This window comes from Pseudomonas laurentiana (genome assembly GCF_014648275.1).
Taxonomy (GTDB): domain Bacteria; phylum Pseudomonadota; class Gammaproteobacteria; order Pseudomonadales; family Pseudomonadaceae; genus Aquipseudomonas; species Aquipseudomonas laurentiana.
In genome coordinates, this window is the sequence record NZ_BMQU01000015.1 from 121,021 (window position 1) to 141,139 (window position 20,119).

General features: G+C 60.4%; 17 protein-coding genes. 11 read left to right on the forward strand and 6 right to left on the reverse strand.

The genetic code is table 11. From position 1 onward, the window contains the following. Positions 1-4: 4 nt before the first annotated feature. From IE038_RS16540 to IE038_RS16555, 4 genes are all read left to right on the forward strand, one after another. Positions 5-2,116 carry a PQQ-dependent dehydrogenase, methanol/ethanol family gene (locus IE038_RS16540; RefSeq protein ID WP_163933847.1) on the forward strand — a complete coding sequence of 704 codons (2,112 nt, stop codon included), beginning with the start codon at positions 5-7 and terminating at the stop codon, positions 2,114-2,116. Between the two features lie 93 nt (positions 2,117-2,209). Then, on the forward strand, positions 2,210-3,070 hold the full coding sequence (locus IE038_RS16545) for a transporter (protein ID WP_163933850.1): 861 nt from the start codon (positions 2,210-2,212) through the stop codon (positions 3,068-3,070). 206 nt (positions 3,071-3,276) lie between these two features. Beyond that, complete coding sequence (locus tag IE038_RS16550; RefSeq protein ID WP_163933853.1) at positions 3,277-5,298, forward strand: TonB-dependent receptor family protein; 2,022 nt, start codon at positions 3,277-3,279, stop codon at positions 5,296-5,298. Positions 5,299-5,694: 396 nt separating this feature from the next. Next, the gene (locus IE038_RS16555; RefSeq protein ID WP_189395956.1) at positions 5,695-6,417 is read left to right on the forward strand and encodes a sulfite exporter TauE/SafE family protein; all 723 of its coding nucleotides are present in this window, start codon (positions 5,695-5,697) and stop codon (positions 6,415-6,417) included. Between the two features lie 73 nt (positions 6,418-6,490). On the opposite strand, the gene IE038_RS16560 is transcribed toward IE038_RS16555, so the two are convergent. From IE038_RS16560 to IE038_RS16580, 5 genes are all read right to left on the reverse strand, one after another. Then, positions 6,491-7,252 (reverse strand): SDR family NAD(P)-dependent oxidoreductase, encoded by a 762-nt coding sequence (locus IE038_RS16560; RefSeq protein ID WP_189395957.1) that lies wholly within the window; start codon positions 7,250-7,252, stop codon positions 6,491-6,493. Between the two features lie 76 nt (positions 7,253-7,328). After that, a complete protein-coding gene (locus IE038_RS16565; RefSeq protein ID WP_163933856.1) occupies positions 7,329-8,108 on the reverse strand; it encodes an amino acid ABC transporter ATP-binding protein in 780 nt (259 codons plus the stop codon). Next, positions 8,101-8,763 (reverse strand): amino acid ABC transporter permease, encoded by a 663-nt coding sequence (locus tag IE038_RS16570; RefSeq protein ID WP_163933859.1) that lies wholly within the window; start codon positions 8,761-8,763, stop codon positions 8,101-8,103. The genes IE038_RS16565 and IE038_RS16570 overlap by 8 nt, the downstream gene beginning before the upstream one ends. 12 nt (positions 8,764-8,775) lie before the next feature. Continuing rightward, entirely contained in the window at positions 8,776-9,417 is a 642-nt protein-coding gene (locus tag IE038_RS16575; RefSeq protein ID WP_163933862.1) for an amino acid ABC transporter permease, read from the reverse strand. A gap of 198 nt (positions 9,418-9,615) precedes the next feature. Then, positions 9,616-10,509 (reverse strand): transporter substrate-binding domain-containing protein, encoded by an 894-nt coding sequence (locus tag IE038_RS16580; RefSeq protein WP_163933866.1) that lies wholly within the window; start codon positions 10,507-10,509, stop codon positions 9,616-9,618. A 201-nt stretch (positions 10,510-10,710) separates the two neighbouring features. Here IE038_RS16580 and pdxR point away from each other — a divergent pair, with 201 nt between their 5' ends. Beyond that, entirely contained in the window at positions 10,711-12,207 is a 1,497-nt protein-coding gene (gene pdxR / locus IE038_RS16585) for a MocR-like pyridoxine biosynthesis transcription factor PdxR (protein WP_163933869.1), read from the forward strand. An 87-nt stretch (positions 12,208-12,294) separates the two neighbouring features. Here the strand turns inward: pdxR and IE038_RS16590 are convergent, their stop codons facing one another. Next, the gene (locus IE038_RS16590; protein ID WP_163933873.1) at positions 12,295-13,617 is read right to left on the reverse strand and encodes an aspartate aminotransferase family protein; all 1,323 of its coding nucleotides are present in this window, start codon (positions 13,615-13,617) and stop codon (positions 12,295-12,297) included. A 311-nt stretch (positions 13,618-13,928) separates the two neighbouring features. Between IE038_RS16590 and IE038_RS16595 the strand changes: the two genes are divergently transcribed. The 6 genes from IE038_RS16595 to IE038_RS16620 all read left to right on the forward strand — a co-directional run bounded on the left by IE038_RS16595 (position 13,929) and on the right by IE038_RS16620 (position 20,110). After that, positions 13,929-14,714, forward strand: coding sequence for an aldolase (locus IE038_RS16595; RefSeq protein WP_163933876.1), 786 nt, complete (start codon positions 13,929-13,931; stop codon positions 14,712-14,714). Positions 14,715-15,017: 303 nt separating this feature from the next. Beyond that, positions 15,018-15,977 (forward strand): AMP-binding protein, encoded by a 960-nt coding sequence (locus IE038_RS16600; protein WP_163933879.1) that lies wholly within the window; start codon positions 15,018-15,020, stop codon positions 15,975-15,977. Next, the gene (locus tag IE038_RS16605) at positions 15,974-16,744 is read left to right on the forward strand and encodes an ABC transporter ATP-binding protein (RefSeq protein ID WP_163933882.1); all 771 of its coding nucleotides are present in this window, start codon (positions 15,974-15,976) and stop codon (positions 16,742-16,744) included. The genes IE038_RS16600 and IE038_RS16605 overlap by 4 nt, the downstream gene beginning before the upstream one ends. Then, positions 16,741-17,622, forward strand: coding sequence for a branched-chain amino acid ABC transporter permease (locus IE038_RS16610; RefSeq protein WP_163933884.1), 882 nt, complete (start codon positions 16,741-16,743; stop codon positions 17,620-17,622). The genes IE038_RS16605 and IE038_RS16610 overlap by 4 nt, the downstream gene beginning before the upstream one ends. Before the next feature lie 4 nt (positions 17,623-17,626). After that, positions 17,627-18,691, forward strand: a complete 1,065-nt coding sequence (locus tag IE038_RS16615) for a branched-chain amino acid ABC transporter permease (protein ID WP_163933888.1) — start codon at positions 17,627-17,629, stop codon at positions 18,689-18,691. A gap of 78 nt (positions 18,692-18,769) precedes the next feature. Beyond that, positions 18,770-20,110, forward strand: coding sequence for an ABC transporter substrate-binding protein (locus IE038_RS16620; protein ID WP_189395958.1), 1,341 nt, complete (start codon positions 18,770-18,772; stop codon positions 20,108-20,110). The last annotated feature ends 9 nt before the right edge of the window (positions 20,111-20,119 follow it).

Genomic DNA, 20,119 nt, shown 5'->3' on the forward strand with positions numbered 1-20,119 from the left:
ATACATGAAAGCCCTCTTTCTGCTAGCGGGTCTCCCGTTACTGCTTTCCTCCCTGCATGCCTCGGCTGCCCAAAACGCGCATCCGGCGCAGGTAGATGCGAAACGCCTGATTAATGCCAACCTCGAACCTGGCAACTGGATGAGCCACGGTCGTACCTATGACGAACAGCGTTACAGTCCGCTCAATGGTGTCAATGACAAGAATGTCAGTCAGCTCGGTGTGGCCTGGACCACCCGCCTTGACATCGACAGCGGTACCGAAGCGACGCCCTTGGTGGTTGATGGGGTGATGTATACCACCGGTGCCTTCAGCATCGTCTACGCGATGAATGCAGCCACCGGTGAACTGCTGTGGAAATACGATCCGAAAGTTCCGCCGGCCAACCTTAGCCAGGGCTGCTGCGGTCCAGTCAATCGCGGTGTCGCAGTATGGAACGGTAAAGTCTATGTCGGCAGTTTCGACGGTCGTCTTATCGCCCTGGATGCAGTTACTGGTCAGGAAGTCTGGTCGGTGGATACCATCCTCGATCGCTCCAAGAGCTACTCCATCACTGGCGCTCCGCGCATCGTCAAAGGCAAAGTGCTGATTGGCAACGGTGGCGCCGAGTTCGGTGTACGTGGCTACGTTACCGCCTACGACGCCGAAAGCGGCAAGGAAGCCTGGCGCTTCTACACCGTACCGGGCGATCCGAAGCTGCCGCCGGAAAATCCGGCGATGGCCATGGCCCTCAAGACTTGGACCGGCGATAGCTGGGTAAAGTGGGGCGGCGGAGGCACGGCTTGGGACTCCATGGCCTATGATCCGGAACTGGATTTGCTCTACATAGGCACCGGAAACGGCTCGCCGTGGAATTACCAGTTCCGCAGCGAGGGCAAGGGCGACAACCTGTTCGTTTCGTCGATCCTGGCTCTGCGTCCGGACACTGGTGAGTACGTCTGGCACTATCAGGTCACGCCGCAGGACCGTTGGGACTACACCGCAACCCAGCACATGATTCTCGCCGACATCAAAGTTAACGGCCAGGTTCGTAAGGTGTTGATGCAGGCGCCGAAGAACGGCTTCTTCTATGTCCTGGACCGCACCAACGGCAAGCTGATCTCGGCGAAGAACTACGTGCCGGTGAACTGGGCCAGTGAGATTGATCTGAAGACTGGCCGTCCTGTGCTGACTGGAGCCGCGGACTACTCCAAGGAGCCGAAAGTTGTACAGCCAAGCTTCCTAGGCGGACATAACTGGCACCCAATGTCCTACAACCCCAACACCGGTTATGTGTACATTCCGGCCCAGCACACCCTGGCTGAGCTGAAGGCGGCCAAGGAGCCGGTTTTCTTCCCGAACAAGTCGGTGGTGAACTTCGGCCTGGACGTGCCCGACCTACCGGAGGATCCGAAAATCCTCAAGCAGATCCGCGACGCCTGGACCGGCGAGTTGATTGCTTGGGACCCGGTCAAGCAGGCGCCGGCCTGGAAGCAGCAGTACATCAGTGCAGGCAACGGCGGCACCCTGAGCACTGGCGGCAACCTGGTGTTCCAGGGCACCGCCGATGGAAGGGTTGTGGCCTACAGCGCCGACAAGGGCGAGATACTCTGGGAGCACCGTGCCAACTCCGGAGTGATGGCCGGACCCATTACCTACACCGTTGGCAACGACCAGTACGTGGCGTTTTCCGTGGGCTGGGGCGGTATCCTGCCGTTGCTGACCGGGCCGCTGACGAATAAGGGCAAGGTGCAGCCAGAGTCACGGATCATCGCCTTCAAGCTTGGCGCCAAGGGTGAACTACCGCCGCCGCGTCAGGCACCAGTGTTCCCCAACGTCGACTTGGAGCTGACTGCCACGCCGGAGCAATTGGTCCAGGCGCGCGGTATGTTCAATGGCCTGTGCGCCGGCTGTCATGGCCTCAACGCCATCAGCGGCGGTGTGGTCCCGGACCTGCGCTACCTGACCAAGGACAAGCACGCGGCCTTCCCGGCGTTCGTCAGCGGCGCGCTGATCTATCGTGGCATGCCGAACTTCTCCGACATCCTTAAGCGCGAGGATATGGAGCTGATCCGTCAGTACCTGATCAAGCGCACCCACGACCTCCAGGCCGACCTGAAGGCCACTGCCGCGCACTAAGCCTCTCCGCCGCCCAACCAAAGCCTTGGCGGCCCCTGAAAAGGGGCTGCTCGGGGCTCTTCACGCCAACAAAAACAACAACGAGAGTTCACCATGAAGATCATCAGTCCCTCGACCCTGGCGACCGGCCTGGCTATGTTTGGTATTTCCCTGTCCACTCTGGCCGACGTAAAGCCCGATCCGGGTGACTACACGGCGCTGCCCAAGGGCACCGACGTGGTCGTGCTTTACCAGCAGAACCCGCGCGGAGACAAGGTTTACTCCGGCGGCAAGAAGGTCGCCGACGACCTCGACTTGGATATGACTGTCGGCGTTCTGCGTTTGATCCACTTCACCGACTTTTTCGGCACCGGGTACACCTGGGATCCACAGATCGTTATCCCCTTCGGCCAGCAGGACATCGGCGCTAGCCATAGCAAGACGTCGGGGCTGGGCGATATCACCTTCGGCGGCACCTTGTGGACCATTGGCGATCTGGAACACAACGAGCACCTCGGCTGGTCGGTGTTCTTTACTGCGCCTACCGGCAGCGACAAGAACGAAGGTTTTGCCCTCAGCAACAACCGCTGGGCCGTGGACTTTCAAGTAGGCTACATCAAGGGCCTGACTGACAAAATCAGTTGGGATGTGATCGCCGAAGCTGAGTTCTATGACGACCAGCGCTCTACCGACGCGAAAAAGGACACGCTGCTGCAACTGCACAATCACTTGCGCTACAACTTCACACCTGACACTTATGCCGCTATCAGCTACAGGCACAACTGGGGCGCACGGGAAACCCTCGACGGCGAGACCTTGGCCACCAGTCACAACAACGGCACCGTCGGTTTCACCATGGCGACCATGGTCAACAAGCAATTGCAGTTGATGGGGCAGGTGATGCACGACACCTCGGTGCGTGAGGGTGTGAAGATCGATAATTCGCTGCAGTTTCGGCTGGCATATTTCTATTGATGCCATTCGCTGGGGTAATGGGCTGCAAGGCGGCCCCAATCTCCTGCTTTCGAGTGAGCAACCTTCGTACCCTGCGCTTTTAACTCCCGCTTAAATAGTCATGTGCTTTTGAGTTTGCGCATGGTCGCCCTGAAGAGCGTTCAACCCAAGTGTGAGGGTGAGCCGGTACGTTGGAGAACTTTCAGCGGGACCAAGTGGAACAGTCCATGAAGAATAATGAGCGGCACCGGGCCGCACAGCGCCGTAGTGCATTCGGCGCACTTTTACTGACCACCACCGGGGTACTGGCGGACTCATCCGTCGAAGTCGAACCGGTAGTCGTCACTGCCACGCGCACCGGTGACCAGTGGGCTCAGAGCGCGTTGTCGGCCAGCGTCGTAGATGCCGCCGACAGCCGTGGCGATCAGGCGCTGACCCTCGGCAATATGCTTTCCAGTGTGCCTGGTGTCGTCGTGCACAGCCGCTACAACGCCGCCCAGGGTTTGCGGCCGGCGATCCGCGGTTTCGGCTCGCGCTCCAGTTTTGGCGTCCGTGGCATCCGCGTGCTGGTGGACGGCGTGCCCCTGACTATGCCCGACGGCCAGACAGAACTCGACGGCGTCGATATCGGCCTGGTGGAGCGTATGGAAGTAATCCGCGGCCCAGCAGCGGTGCTCTATGGCAATGGCGCCGGTGGCGTACTGGCGATCAACACCCGCGAGCCGGGCGATCATCCGAACGGATCTGGTGACTTCATTTTTGGTAGCGATGGCTATCGCCGGCAAAGTGTCGAGGCCAGCGGTACCGAAGGCAATTTCGGCATGCTGGCGGCAGTCAGCTCGACCCAGATGGATGGCTATCGCGATCACGCTACCAGCGAAGCCAATAATCTCACAGGCAAACTGCGTTGGTGGGGTGAGACCGGCCGTCTGGCGCTGACCCTGCATGCCCTCGATAATCGATCGGAAGACCCCGGTGGACTGACGCTTGATCAGGTTCGTGTTGATCGTAATCAGGCGCGCCCGCAAAGCCTGAGTTTCGACGCTGACGAACGCATCACCCAGCAGCGTCTATCGCTGGTTTGGGACGGTCAGTCAGTGGGTGAGGATGCTTATCAGGTACGCAGCTATGTCGGTCAGCGCAACTTTACCAACCGCCTGCCGCTAGCCGCCAACGGGCAGACCAGCTACGGGCGACTGTTCGGTGGAGTCGGTGCGCACTACAGCCATGTCGCAGACTGGTTCGGCCTGAGCCACAAGCTGACTTTTGGTGCGGATCTGGAATCCCTGCGCGACGATCGTGATCGTAACAACAACATCATTGGAGGGGAAAAAGGCGCCTTGACTCAACGTCAGCGTGAAGAGGCTCAGAGCCTTGGACTATTCATTGAAAACCAGACTGCGCTAGGCGAAAACTGGATACTCAGCCTCGGCCTACGCCATGATGAGGTTCGTCTGAGCATCGACGATCACTTCCTCAGTGATGGCCGCGATGACTCAGGTGATCGGGTGTTGCGTGACCTTAACTACAGTGCTGGCCTCAGTTACCGCCTGGGCGAGCACCACACCCTTTACACACGCGTCGCGACCGCCTTTGAAACCCCGACTGTCAGCGAACTGGCGAACCCCTCGGGAGGTGGTTTCAACAATAGCCTGGAGCCGGCTCACGCCCTCAACCAGGAACTCGGCCTGAAGGGCGAAACCGCCCACTGGCGCTACGAAGCTGTGGTCTATCGCATCGACACACGAGATGAGTTGGTGCCTTATGTTGATGGCCGCACCTTCTACCGCAACGCTGGCTCCACCCGCCGCGATGGTCTTGAACTGAGTGCGCGCTGGCAGCCCGACGAGTACTGGCAACTGACCACCGCCTACAGCCTAAATGACTATAGCTACCGCAGCTTCCAAAATACCGATGGCAAGCGCCTGCCTGGCATCCCAGTGAGAAGCCTGTTTGGTGAGATGAGCTATGGCCGGGACAACTGGTATGCGCGCATCAACACCTCGATCTACGACCGCCAGTACGCGGATAGCGCCAACACCGCGCGAGTAGGTGGCTATGCAGTGGTTAACCTGCGTGCGGGCATATTGCTCAAGGGTTGGGCGGAAAATCTGGAGCCTTATCTGGGGCTGGATAACCTTACCGACCGGCGTTACTACGATAACTTGCGGATCAATGATAATGGCGGTCGTTACTACGAACCGGCGCCAGGGCGGACGTTCTATGCGGCGATGAGGGTGAGGTTTTGAGTGGTGGCGTAGTGCATTCGACAGGCTGTGTGCGATGCCTTTTTTTAACTCGTTTGCCAAGTGAAGCCCATTCTCTCCCATCTCTTGCACACTGCGCAGTGCATTGACCAAGGACAGGCTGAGCTTGAGCTGGGAGGTCAGCGCTGGTTCAGTGATAGGGGGCCGCCAACCGTACCATTCGAACGGTGTGTTGCTTGCGACGCGGCCAGAAAGTACTGCTCATGATTGATCTCCTTGAAGAGATGACATGGAATCAGTCTGCTGGCGTTTGAGATTGGAAAAATTGCTCTATTCCATGGGGCGCCGTTGGCTCAGGTTTTGGCTGCAACTGGCCCTGTCGAACAGCCGAAGGTCCCCTTAGAGTCCTGCAAATGACTTCTGTTGGGATGGGGCTACATGTTCATGTTTCTGTCGTTCTTCGCAGGCGTGGTGCGCGGTTACAGTGGGTTTGGCTTTGCCATGGTGCTTACACTTGGCCTGCTGACCCGGCTGGCTCCGGCCCAGGTAATTCCCGTGGTGCTGATGCTTGACCTGGTATGCAGCGTCAGTCTGTGGCCAGGGGCGTTGAAGACCCTTCATGCCGGGGTTGGTGTTCGTTTGATTGCAGGCATGTTGCTGGCGGTGCCGCTGGGTGCCCTGGCCTTGGCCAGGCTGCCTGAGCAATGGATGGCGCCTGTGGTTGCCGGGTTGTGCTTTCTGGGTGGTGTGCTGGTGCTGATCAGGCCCCCCGTGCGTGAGGTGTCGAGGACATTGGCGACCCATTGGGCCTTGCCTGCCGGTCTGGCATCTGGGCTGGCCACAGCCATGGCGTCTGCCGGTGGCCCTCCGTTGGTGGTCTATCTGCTGCGTAGCGGCTTGTCGACAGCGAGCGTCCGGGGAACGGCTATCGTATTTTTCGCAGCCAGCAGCGCCTGCGCCCTGATCAGCTTGTGGTTGTTGCATGCGCTGAACCGTGACCAGTTGAGCCTTGCTGCGGCATTACTGCTGCCGGCGCTGGCGGGCAATCTGATGGGACAATGGTTGTTCCGCCGCAAACCCATGTCGTTGCAACTGGTGATCGGTGTGCTGCTGGTGCTGTTATCCGCAGCGACGCTGATCAGCCATTTCATCTCCTCATAACGTAAAACGCACCGGGGCAGTCAATCCCACGGTGCGTTGTCTCTCGGTGCCCGGCATGACCTGGGCGTTCCCCTCATCTGTCGCGATCGACCGCAAATGGCGACCAGGCCTGGCGGCTCGGCATGATTTCCAGACGGTTGATGTTGATATGGTCGGGCAGGGTGCAGACGTAGAAGATCTGTTCGGCAATGTCTTCAGCCGTCAGCGGTGTAGTGGTGCCATACAAGGCATCCGATGCCGCCTGGTTACCTTTGGTGCGCACCAGGGTGAACTCGGTCTCGGCCATGCCCGGTGCAATGTCGGTGACCCGCACACCGGCGGCAATCAGGTCGCAGCGCAGGTTGTAGCTGAACTGTTTGACGAACGCTTTGCTCGCACCATAGACGTGGCCACCCGGATACGGCCATTCGCCGGCTACCGAGCCGATGTTGACGATGCTGGCGCCCTTGCCGGTCTCCAGCAGTTTGGGCAGCACGGCGTGGGTCACGTTGACCAGACCGGTGATATTGGTGTCGATCATGGTGTGCCAGTCTTCCAGCGCAACGTTCTGTGCGGCTTCCGGCGCCAGGGCGAGCCCGGCGTTGTTGATCAGACTGTCGATCTGACGAAAGCCTTCCGGCAGGTCCTCGACCATCTGCCGCACGGCCTTGGCGTCACGCACGTCCAGGGCTGCGATATGCACCGCCACCTTGCTACCCAGTTCTTCTTGCAGTGCTTGCAGGCGCTCCAGGCGCCGACCGCTGAGGACCAGCGACCAGCCCGCTTCGGCGAAGCGCCGTGCCGTGGCTCGGCCGAAACCTGATGTTGCACCTGTGATGAATGCGACCTTGTTCATGTGTTACCTCGTTGGAGTGTATCGCGTGCCCAGCGCGGGGAAAGACGTTGCGACGGGTGCAGGGGGGGCCGGCCGGTCAGGCCGATATCTCCAGGAATTTGCGCACCCGTTCGGTCTCCGGGTTACTGAAAAACTTGGCTGGCGGTGCTTTTTCGATGATCAGCCCCTTCTCGAGAAACACCACCTGATCGGATACGGCACGGGCGAACTCCATTTCGTGGGTGACCACAATCATGGTGTAGCCCTCTTTGGAGAGGTTTTTCATGACCGTCAGCACTTCGCCGACCCGCTCGGGATCGAGGGCCGAGGTCGGCTCGTCGAAGAGAATCACCTCCGGGCTCATGGCCAGGGCACGGGCAATGGCAACCCGCTGCTTCTGTCCGCCGGAGAGGGTGAAGGGGAAGGCATCGTGCTTGTCGGCTAGCCCGACTTTTTCCAGTAACTCAATGGCGATTACCCGGGCTTGCTCCTTGGGCATGCCTTTGACGTAGATCGGTGCCTCCATGACGTTCTGGATGACGCTCAAGTGCGGCCACAGGTTGAAGCCCTGAAACACCATGCCGGTCTTGGCTCGCAGGGTCGCCAGCTCCTTGTTGTTCATCTTGCGTCCGGCCTGCTCATTGATGCCGATACGCTGGCCAGCGATATGGATGGTGCCGCGGTCGGGCTCTTCCAGCCAGTTGATACAACGCAGCATTGTGGATTTCCCCGAGCCGGAAGAGCCCAGCACGCTGACCACTTCGCCCTTGTTGACTACCAGGTCGATGTCGCGCAAGACCTCGATGTCGCCAAAGCTCTTGGACATTCTCTTGATACTGACCGCCGGTACGTTGGCAGGGGATGTGTATTCAGACATAGTCGAACCCTCGTTTGGCGCCGAATCGGGCGGCGCGTTTGAGTGCCAGTTCCAGGCAGATGCTGATCAGCCAATACAGCACGATCACCACGACGAATGCCTGGGTTGGAATGAAGTAGGTCGATTGCACCGAGTTGGCCGCTGCGGTCAGCTCCTGCAGGGTGATGATGGTCAGGAAGGCAGTGTCCTTGAGGGCGATGATCAACTGGTTGCCCAACAGCGGACGGGTCTTGATCACCAATTGCGGCAGGACGATCCGCAGGTACAGCCGCAAGGGTGTAAAACCATGGGCCTTGGCGGCTTCCACGTAGCCTTCGGGCATGATCAGGCGGCAGCCTCGAAGAATTTCGGCGAAGTAGGCCGCGTGGTAGACGATCAGTGCCAGCAGCCCGGCGGTCCAGGCACTCATGCGCAAGCCCAGTTGCGGCAGCCCGTAGTACAAGAGGTAGGCGAGGATCAGGAAGGGCAGTGTGCGCATCAGGTTGATCAGCAAGCGCAGTGCCTTGGACAGGACGCTGTCGTCCTCCAGTTGGTAGACCAGCACGCAGCCGAGCACGAAGGCGCAGATGATCGAGAGGCTGAACAGCCCCAGTGTGGCGATCAAACCGTTGAAAAAGATCTCGCGGGCGTCCCAGAGAATGCTCCATTCAGTCATGTCGATGGCTCCTTACATGGCCAGACGGTTGGCTTTCTTTTCCGCCATTGCCTGCAGCTTGAGCAGGATGCTGATGATCAACATGTACAGCAGCGCAGCGGCAAGAATGGGGGGCAGTGGTTCGTAAGTTACCGCTGAGATGCGGTTGGTCACGCGGGTCAGGTCGACAATGCCGATAACGGCGATGGCCGGGCTACCCTTGATCAGGAACGACATTTCATTGACCAGGCCGGGGAGGCTGCTGCTGATCATCTGCGGCAGCATGATGCGGCGGAAGAACACCCGGCTGGTCATGCCGCAAGCCAGGGCTGCTTCCTTCTGTTCGCGGGAAAAGCTGAGAAAGGCCGCCCGCCAGATCTCCGCGTTGAACGCGGCAGTGTTGAGGGTCATGGCCACGATTGCGGCAGTGTTGCGGTTCATGTTGATGCCGAAGGTCGGCGCCGAGAGAAACAGAAAGAGTACGAAGGTCACCAGCGGCGTGGCACGGGCCAGGCTGATGTAGAGCACCAACAGTTGATCGACAAAGGGGATTCTGGCCATGCGTACCAAGGCAATTCCCAGCCCGAATATGACACCAATGGCAATAGCTGTACCGGAGATCCAGAGGGTCGTCCAGGCGCCTTCGAGCAACAGTAACCAGGCTTGTCCGTTCATGCCTCAGGTCCTTGAATAACGCGGATGGTAGGAGCTCTAGCGGGTGGAAGGCCGGATAGCTATCAGGTCAAGCAACGCCGCAGAGGAACCAAGGGCGGCGAGACGCCAGGCCCTCGATCAAACACACAAGCAAAATTGGGCCCAGGTGCCTCGCCCGGCTGTTCAAGGCAGGGCGGGCATGGGTTGATGCGGAGTGAATCACTGCATGCCAGCGAGCGTATGGAACTGTCCGACATCGGTGATCGGCGCTTTCGGCATGTCCGGGAACGCCTCTCCGAACCATTGGGTTTGCAGCGCTGCCAGACGGCCATTGGCACGGATGTGATCCATGAAGCCGGTGAGGAAAGTCAGCAACTCAGGGCTGCCTTTGGGTACCGGCCAGGCGGCGAACCCGGCACCTGACACTGCGACGCCCTTGGCGAACGTATCGCCTCGGGTTTTCACCAGGTCATTGACGGAAATCAGGGCGTTGATCGCGTAGTCCAGCCGGCCGTTGGCCAGGTCGGCGTAGACTTCCGGATAGGATGGGTACTCCACCACCTTGCCGATTTCGCAGCCTTGGGCCGCCATCATTTTTTTCAACTCCGGCAAGCGGGCCAACAAGGCGCTGCCGGCCTGCAGCCCGACGGTTTTGCCGCACAGGCTGGCAATGTCGCTGAGGCGCTCGTCACCGGCGCGCTTGACATAGAAGTGCTGGGCGGAAGCGAAGGGCGGGGCGAAGTTGAAGACGCGCAGGCGCTCGTCGGTCACCAGGGCGCCAGTGAAAGCCAGGTCGTATTGACCCGAGGACACCGAAGCGAGCAGGCCCGTCCAGGGCAGGATGTCTTGCTTGACGTCGAACTTCTGTTCTTTGGCATAGGCCTTGAGCTCGACGAGCAGATCCTTGTGAAACCCCTCGGGCTTGCCGTCGACGATGAAGTTGAACGGCGCATAGTCGTCTTCGGTGGCAACGCTCAGGAAACCTTTGCTTTTGACATCCGCAAGGTCTGCCTGGGCGCCGAAGGAAGCTGACAGCACCAGGGTGGCGAGGGTCATCTTGCGCAACAGACCCAGGGACTTGGCTGGTATCGAATCCTTGCTTGAGTGCTTCATGTGTGTTGCTCCAATTGTCAGAAGAGGGTGAGCCTGACCGCCTTCGCCCGGGGGTCTTGTGCTGGCCTGGACTCAACCATAGTGAGGCGCTCCGGCGCAGCGATAGGGGCAGTTCGGTGCATTCGACTGGCCAGCCAACAAGGCAAAAAGCATGGCGCGCTATTTGCTTTGATCAGGGGTCGGTAAGTGAGTGGAGGGGCTATGATCGATCATCTGTTCCACCTGGATTTTGACCAGCAACGAGGCCTTCAGGAGCAGCTCAGAGAGTCGTTGGTGTCGACCATTCTGGGCGGCGGGTTCCCGGCAGATGAGCCGTTGCCGTCCTGCCGCAAGTTGTCCCAGCAGTTGTCGATTTCCCGCAATACCGTGGCGTTGGTGTACGAAAGCTTGCTGGACAATGGTTACCTGGTCAGCCGTCCGCGTAGCGGCTATTACCTGCACCCGGATTACTGTGGGGCCGAGTTCGACGAAGCCTTGTTGTGCTTCACGCCAGTGCGTAAACCGGGCGGTTACGGCGATGGCGCCAGTGAGCGCGCACCTGATTGGGCTGCCCGTTTCAAGATGCTCCCCAGTTTGAAGCACGGTGTATTGCGGCCCAGCAACTGGCCGAGCTTTACCTACCCCTTCATCTATGGTCAGCCGATCCAGGACTTGTTTCCCCTGGAACGCTGGCGAGAGGTCTCGCGCAATACCTTGCGCGGCGAGCGCGACCAGGGGTGGATGCGCGACCGTTTCGACCGTGACGATGAAATGCTGATTGAACAGTTGCGTACACGGGTCTTGCCCAAGCGTGGAATCTGGGCGCGGCCCGACGAAATCCTGGTGACACTGGGGTCACAGAACGCGTTGTACCTGCTGGCGACCCTGTTGATGAGCAACGGCGTCAAGGTGGCCATCGAGAATCCTGGCTTTCGTGATGCCCAGAGTATCTTCGACCTGCAAGGTGCCCAGGTGCAGTTGCAACCGATCGACGAGCAGGGGCTGGTTGTCGACGCGCGCCTCGATGACTGTGAGTACCTGTACGTCACGCCCGGCCACCAAGTGCCGACCGGCATCTCAATGAGTGCCCAGCGGCGAGGTGAGCTGTTGCGCCAGATCCGCCTTCACGATCAGGTGCTGATCGAGGATGACTATGATGCCGAGCTCAACCTCGACAACCATCCCCAGCCGGCACTCAAGGCCAGCGACAGCAACGGTCGGGTGATCTACCTGAGCAGCCTGTCCAAGGCATTTTCGCCCGGCCTGCGCATTGGCTACATGGTGGCTGACGCCGAGCTGATCGATGAACTGCGTGCACTGCGTCGGTTGATGTACCGTCATCCGCCGCTGAACAATCAGCGCATGCTCGCCGAGTTTCTCGCCCAGGGTCATTACGATGCGCACCTGAGGCGCTTCCGTGAAGAGCATACCCGCCGTCGTGAGACCATGTGCGAGGCCATCAGTCAGACGCTTGGCAGGTGTCGGCCTATTGGCAGCGAAGGTGCCAGTGCCTTCTGGTTGGCGGCACCTCCCGGTGTCGATACGCAAAAAGTGGCCTGGGCCGCGGCCCAGCAGAGTGTATTGATCGAATCAGGTTCACAGTTTTTCTTTGATCAGGCACCGCCTGCGAACTTCATGCGCTTGGGCTTTCATGCCATCGATCCCGAGCGAATCCGACCGGGGATTCGTCAGTTGGCGCAGGTACTGGAAGGGTTCTGAACACGACAGGGCGGCGTCGGCCGCACCATCAGAAGGGGGCGCCCGGCAGTTGTCTGGAGGATGTTCTGCCGGGCGCGCAAAGGTGCATCAATGGGCGTGCCTGGCCGAGAACTCGCCAATCACTTCATCGAAGATCCCCAGTGCCTGGGTGACCTGTGCCGGACTGACGATACATGGCGGTACGACGTGCAAGCGGTTGTCCACGATGAACGTGAGCAGGCCGCGCGCCTGGAATGCCGCCTTCATCTGGGCCATGACCGGGGCGGGCAGTGGGGTCTTGAGTTTCTCGTCGCTGACAAATTCCAGCGCCCAGAACAACCCGATACCCCGGGCCTCGCCGATCAACGGGTACTTGTCGGCCAAGGCACGGAGACCCGGGCCCAGCAGCTCCTGGCCGATACGGCGGGAGTTGTCGACAATGCCTTCTTCGGCCATGACATCCAGGGTGGCAACGATGGCGGCCATGGCCAGTGGGTGCCCGGAATAGGTCAAGCCGCCGGGGAAGAAATGATTGTCAAAATAATCACAGACAGGTTGGGAAATCATCACGCCGCCAGCGGGAACGTAGCCGGAGTTGACCCCCTTGGCGAAGCAGATCAGGTCAGGCACCACGTTGAAATTGTCCAGGGCCAGCCAACTGCCCGTGCGACCGAAGCCGGCCATCACTTCGTCGAGAATCAGCAGCATGCCGAACTCATCGGCCAGGCTGCGCACGCCTTCCAGGTAGCCCTTGGGCGGAACCAGAATGCCGGCAGTACCTGGCACCGTTTCCAGGAGAATGGCGGCAATGGCGTTGGTGCCTTCGCACTCGATCACGCGGCGCAGGTGTTGCAACGCGCGCTGGCATTCCTCTTCTTCATCGCTGGCGTGAAATTCGCTGCGAAACAGGTAGGGATTGAAGAAGTGCACGTGGCCCCGGGCGAACTCGTTGGGCACCCGCCGGGGATCACCGGTAGCAACAATCGCGGCACCCGTGCTGCCGTGATAGGAGCGGTAGGCCGAGAGGATCTTGTCGCGGCCGGTGTAGAGGCGCGCCATGCGCATGGCGTTCTCATTGGCGTCGGCACCGGCGTTGGTGAAAAACACTTTGCTGAAGGTGTCGGGTGCGTGGGACAGAATGCGCTTGGCCGCTTCGCCACGCATCAGGTTGGCCGTGGCAGGGGCCACGGTCACCAGTGTGCCGGCCTGCTCCTGGATGGCGGCAATGACCTTGGGGTGCTGATGGCCGATGTTGGTGTTGACCAACTGGCTGCTGAAATCCAGGTACTGACGCCCTTCGTAGTCCCATAGCGTACAACCCTCTCCGCCGGCGATTACCAGCGGGTTGAGGTTGCCTTGAGTGGACCAGGAGTGAAAGACGAATTGGCGATCCAGGGCGTGGACGTATTCGTTGGAAACCGGTTTGTTCATGTTCAACCTCTCGACTGGCGATGATGACTGGCGATGATGTGCCCACGGGTTCACGTGGCTGGCTTCACGATAGAAACAATCGCCGAGGCGCCTGTAGGGCCAGATACAGGGAACCGCCGGGTCAGGCCGTAACCACTGCAAGAGAAACGCTGGAGAACCGTTTAGCCCTACACCGGGCGGCTTTTGACACCGCCTGTGTAGGCTGGCGAAAGAAGCTGACTGACACGACCCATTCGTTCAACTGTCCCTTGGCGTGCTGGGGAATCTGGCTAGTCTTCCAGACACCCCTTCATGACTCAGGACCTTTGGCCATGGCACACGCTTTTGAAATCAACCGCACGCCCAGTGCGCTGGCGGGCACGTTGGACAGCCCAGAGATTCGTCAGGCGCGAATCGACCTGGCGGCCTGCTTTCGCATGTCGGCCCGGCTGGGAATGGGCGAAGGCATTTGCAATCATTTTTCCTTCGTACTGCCGGGGCACCGGGATCTGTTCCTGGTCAACCCGTACGGCCTTGCGTTTGCCGAGATCACGGCGTCGTCGCTGCTGATCTGCGACTTCCACGGTCGCGTGGTGGCGGGTGAGGGGCAGCCAGAGGCCACGGCGTTCTTCATTCATGCCCAACTGCACCGCCTCAACCCTCGGGCGACCGCTGCCTTCCACACCCACATGCCGCACGCGACAGCACTGTGCATGCTGGAGGGGCAGCCCTTTGCCTGGGCCGGACAGACATCCCTGAAGTTCTACGAGCGCCTGGCCGTGGACGAGGATTACAACGGCTTGGCGCTGGACGCCAGCGAAGGTGAGCGCATCGCCCGGGCGGCGGGCACGGCGGACGTGGTGATGTTGAAAAACCATGGCCCGCTGGTGCTGGGGCCGAGCATCGCCGAGGCGTGGGATGATCTGTACTACCTGGAGCGGGCCGCCGAGGTGCAGCTCAAGGCGATGGCCAGCGGCAGACCCTTGCAGCGTGTCCCCCATGAGGTCGCCAGTGCGGCTTGTCGGCAGATGCTGATTGGCAATGCTGAAAGTGCCCGCCTGCATCTGGAGAGTGTGAAGCGTCAATTGGCGCGCACAGAGCCCGAGTTTGCCGTGTAGAACGCGCGTATGCAGGGCTTCATGTCGATGGGTGTGCTGAGGTTCACGCCCCCACGATCAACTGTCCATACACCAACAGTTGATCAACAGGCTGTCGCCTCACAAGCACGAGTCAATCGTGTTTATTCATAGATAACTGTTTGAAATTAAACAGATTTTATCTGTTGGCACGGTTCCTGTTACGTAGCTTGAAAGCGCACCGGACACAGGTGTGAAGCTGAGTAAACAGGAGCCGCCCAGTGCCACGTGAAATTCCATTGGACATCGTTGAGATGAGCGGCCCGAGCGTTTCAGGAGTCGCTTATGAATGTGCATGAACTGAATGGCTGGCCGCTTGACGTGGTGCCGGATTTTGCCCTGGCGTCCTTGCGTCGCTGGGCCAGGGAAAAACCATTACAGATCGCCTTGCGTCACCGCCGCCAAGGCACCTGGAAGGCCTGGCGCTGGATCGATGTATTGCGTGAAGTTGAACGCTGCGCGGCAGGCTTGCGTCAACAGGGCTTTGAGCCTGAAGCGCAGTTGGTGTTGTGTGGTGCGATTGAACCGTCCCTGCTGATCTTCGCACTAGCGGCTCACAGCCTGGGTGGATACAGTGCGGTCATTAGCCCGCAGAGCCGTGGCGAGGTGTTGCAGCGGCAATTGCGCCTGCTGCGTCCGGGCTTTGCGTTTGTGCAGCGCCGCGAAACGGTTGCCCATTGGCGTCTGGCCGGGCTTGACGCGGTGACCCCGCTGCAACTGTTCTGTGCCCAGGCCAGCTCCGCAGCGCAAGGGGCATTTCAGGTGTTGCCCTTGGCGACGCTGTTTAGCGGTGAGCCGTTGCACCATGCCCGTCAGGGATGGGCTCAGGTCGCCAGTGACGAGGTGGTGTGGGTTGATGAAGGCACAGAGTGGACTCAAGGTCTGGCTCATGTGCTGAGCCGCTGGCTGGAGCGCGGCGAAGGTTTCGCCTTTCCGGAAACCCGAGAGACGGCCAGCCGTGACCGCCGTGAGATCGCACCGACCGCGCTCTTGCTGTCCACGCCGCGTGCGCAGGCGCTGGCCGAGGAAATCGAGGCCCGGCTGGCACCTCACGGCAGTTGGCGGCGCCGTCTGTGCGATTGGACCCTGGCTGACCCGCGGCGCGGCCTGCGCCGCTGGATCAAGTCACGGGTGCGTCATTTGCTCGGCTTCCAGCGTGTGGCTCATATCGAAACCCCGGTCAATGCCGAGCGCGCACCGGGTCGACTGTTGTGGCTGCATGAGCACCAGGAGCGTGTCGCATGAGTACGCTCCTTGAAGTGCGCAATATTTCCCTGTCGTTCAAGGGTGTGAAGGCCATCAGTGACCTGTCGTTCGCCGTGCGTCGTGGCGAGATCTGCGCACTGATCGGCCCCAACGGCGCGGGCAAGAGCTCGCTGTTGAACATCCTCAACGGCGTCTACCGTGCCGATGCCGGCGAACTGGTGTTCGATGCCGAACGGCTGCACCGGCCCCATCCCCTGACGGCGGCGCGTCTGGGCATCGGCCGCACGTTCCAGAACAACGCGCTGTTCAAGAACATGAGCGTGCTGGACAACCTGCTCACCGGCCTGTCCCGTTTTCAGCGCAGCTTTTTTATCGAGCAGGCGCTGGGTTTGCCACGGGCCCGGCGCGAGGCGCGGGTGTTCGCCGAACGTGCCGAGCAGGTGTTGGAATTCCTTGAGTTGCAGCCCTGGCGCGACGTGGCCGTAGGCAGCCTGGCATATGGCCTGCAAAAGCGCGTGGAGCTGGGCCGCGCCCTGATCGCCCAACCCACACTGTTATTGCTCGACGAACCCATGGCCGGCATGAATGCCGAGGAAAAGCAGGAGATGAGCCGCTTCATCGCCGACATCAACCGCGACCTGGGTGCCACGGTGATTCTGATCGAGCATGACATCAAGGTCGTCATGGACCTCTGCGCCCACGTCGTGGTGCTCGACTACGGGCGCAAAGTGGGTGACGGCACGCCCGCCGAGGTGCAGGCCAACCCTGACGTAATCGCTGCCTACCTGGGGACGGTGCACGGATGAATTTCTTCTTGGAAACCCTGATCGGCGGCTTGCTCGCCGGCACCATGTACTCGTTGGTGGCCATCGGTTTTGTGTTGATCTACAAGGCCAGTGGCGTGTTCAACTTCGCCCAGGGCGCAATGCTGCTGTTCTCTGCGCTGACCTTTGTCAGCCTGCACGAGCAGGGCGTGCCCTTCGCCTTGGCGCTGCTCCTGACCCTGCTGGTGATGATCATCGGTGCGCTGTTGATCGAGCGCCTGGTGCTGCGGCCCTTGGTCAACCGTTCGCAGATCACCCTGTTCATGGCCACCCTCGGCTTGTCCTTCATTATCGAAGGGCTGGCGCAAGGGCTGATGGGTGCCCAGGTACGGGCGCTGGACTTGGGTATCGAGGATATCCCGTTGTTCGTCGGCGAGGTCATGATCAGCCAGTTCGACCTGATCGCCGCCGCCGTTGCGGCCGTGCTGGTCGCGCTGTTGGCGCTGCTGTTCAACCGTACGCGAATCGGCATCGCCCTGCGTGCAGTGGCGGACGATACCCGGGCAGCCTTGTCGATCGGCATCAACCTCAACCGCATCTGGCAGATTGTCTGGGCCGTGGCCGGGATGGTCGGGCTGGTGGCCGGGTTGCTCTGGGGCGCGCGTCAAGGTGTGCAGTTTTCGCTGTCACTGGTGGTGCTCAAGGCCCTGCCGGTACTGATCATCGGCGGTTTCACCTCGATTGGCGGGGCGATTGTCGGCGGGCTGATCGTCGGAGCTGCCGAGAACCTTGCCGAAGCCTACATCGGCCCGCTGATTGGCGGCGGCATCACCCCTTGGTTCGCCTACTTCCTCGCCCTGGTATTCCTCTATATTCGCCCGGCCGGCCTGTTTGGCGACCGTGCCATCGAACGAGTGTGATCGTATGACCACGACTACTGCGCGCCTCACCGCCAGCTTTGACGATGCGCCGCTGACCCTGGTACGTCGGCGCTGGCCTCTGGGCCTGGCGCTCCTGCTGCTGGTGGCCTTCGTAGCCTTGCCGCTGCTGGGCGATGACTACTGGCTCAATGCAATCCTGATTCCGTTCCTGGTGCTCTCACTGGCCGGTCTGGGCTTGAACCTGCTGACCGGCTACACCGGCCAGACCTCGGTCGGCGCCGCTGGCTTCATGGCAGTAGGGGCCTTTGCCACCTATGGCCTGCTGCTGCGTGTGCCGGGTATCCCTCTGCCGCTGGCGTTGGTGGGCGGCGGGTTGATTGCCGCGTTCCTTGGCATGCTGTTCGGCATTCCCAGTGCGAGAATCAAAGGCTTCTACCTGATGGTCACCACACTTGCCGCACAGTTTTTCATCGAGTGGGTGTTTGCCAAGTTTCCCTGGTTCTACAACTATGCGTCGTCCGGCACCATCAGTGCGCCGCGCCTGGAACTGTTCGGCTACAGCCTGGCCTCACCGGTCGGCCGCTACCTGCTGACCTTGAGCTGTGTGGTCCTGCTGACCTGGGTTGCGGTGAACCTGGTACGCAGCCAGACAGGCCGTAACTGGATGGCGATCCGGGACATGGACACGGCGGCTGCAGTGATCGGTATCCCGGTGGACCGCTACAAACGCCTGGCGTTCGCGGTCAGTTCGTTCTACCTGGGCATTGCCGGTGCGCTCTGGGCGTTCGCCTACCTGGGGACGGCCAGTGCTGGCAGCTTCGATATCAATCGCTCCTTCCAGATCCTGTTCATCATCATTATTGGCGGCATGGGCAGCATTGCCGGCAATTTCGTCGGTGCCGCGTTCATCAGCCTGATGCCGATCTTTCTCAACCACGCCGGGCAGTGGTTGTTTGGCGGCAACGTCGATGCCGGTCAACTGCAGAACCTGCAGAAAATCCTTTTTGGCACACTGATCATCGTATTCCTGATCAAGGAGCCGGAAGGGCTGGTACGCCTGGTCGGCAACCTGCGTGACCGGCTCAGGACCTGGCCACTGCGTTTCTAGCACGATCACTATTTCCATGAACCTTGACCCGACCACGGGAGGGGGCGAACCACACACCCTTTCAAAGAAGTGAATGACATGCGTAACCCTTTCCAGCGTACCCTCATCGGCGCCTTGTTTGCCCTTGGCCTCCAGTCCCTGCTGCCAACGGTGGCGCAAGCCGCCAGCAATGAGCAGTTTGTGCCCATGGCCACCTACCGTGTCGGCGCCTATGCCTCCAGTGGCATCCCTTGGTGGGCTGGCGAGATTGATTATTTTCGCTATATCAACGAAGTCGAGGGCGGCATCAATGGCGTAAAACTGGTCTGGCAGGAGTGCGAGACGGAGTGGAGCGTTGATCGTATCGTCGAGTGCTACGAGCGCTACAAGGGTGGCTTGAACGGCGCACCGACAGCCTTCTTCTTCACCCACAGTACACCGGGGTCGTATGCGCTGATGGAGAAGGGCGCCGCTGACCGGATACCGTTGATCGATGGTGCAGGCGGGCGTACCGAGTCCACCGACGGCAGCGTGTTTCCGTACGCGTTTCCGTTGTTGCTCAATTACTACGGCCAGGCCTCGGTGGGTATCAACTACATCGCCCAGCGTGAGGGCGGGTTCGACAAGCTCAAGGGCAAGAAGATCGTGACCGTCTACCACGACTCTGCCTATGGCCGCGAGACCCAGGCGCCGATGGCGTTGCTGGCACAGAAGTATGGCTTCGAGAACATCCAGATCCCGGTGGCCGATCCGGGTAACGAACAGTCCGCGCAGTGGCGCCAAGTGCGTCAGATCAAACCGGACTGGGTGTTTCTGCGCACCTGGGGTGTGTCCACTCCGGTCGGGATCAAGACCGCAGCACGCTTTGGCATTGCGGTCGATCGCATCATCGGTGACGTCTGGGCCGGCTCAGAGGCTGACGTGATTCCGGCTGGCACGGCAGCCAAGGGCTACCAGGCGCTGGCACCGTTCCCCGGTGGCGCGGAATTCGAGATTCACAAACGCCTCAAGCAGTACATCCTCGACACCGGCAAGAGCGATCTCAAGGACCCTGCCTACTTCGGCAAGGTGTACTACAACGTCGGCCTGATCAACGCGGCGATTGCGGTCGAGGCATTGCGCACCGCACAAACGAAATTCGGCCATCGTCCGTTGAATGGGGAGGAAGCACGCTGGGGCTTCGAACACCTGAACATCGACGCTGCGCGCCTGAAGGCAAGCGGCTTCGAGGGGTTGCTGCCGCCATTGAAACTGTCCTGCGCCGATCACGAGGGTGGTGGTGCCGCCCGTGTGCAGCAATGGGACGGCGAAAAGTGGCAGTTGGTGACGGGCTGGCTGCAAGCAGACCGCGATACGCTGCGGCCGCTGATCGAGGCCAAGTCCGCCGCCTACGCCAAGGAAAAAGGCATCACCCCACGTGATTGCGCAGCCGAACAGTAAGCCTGCCTG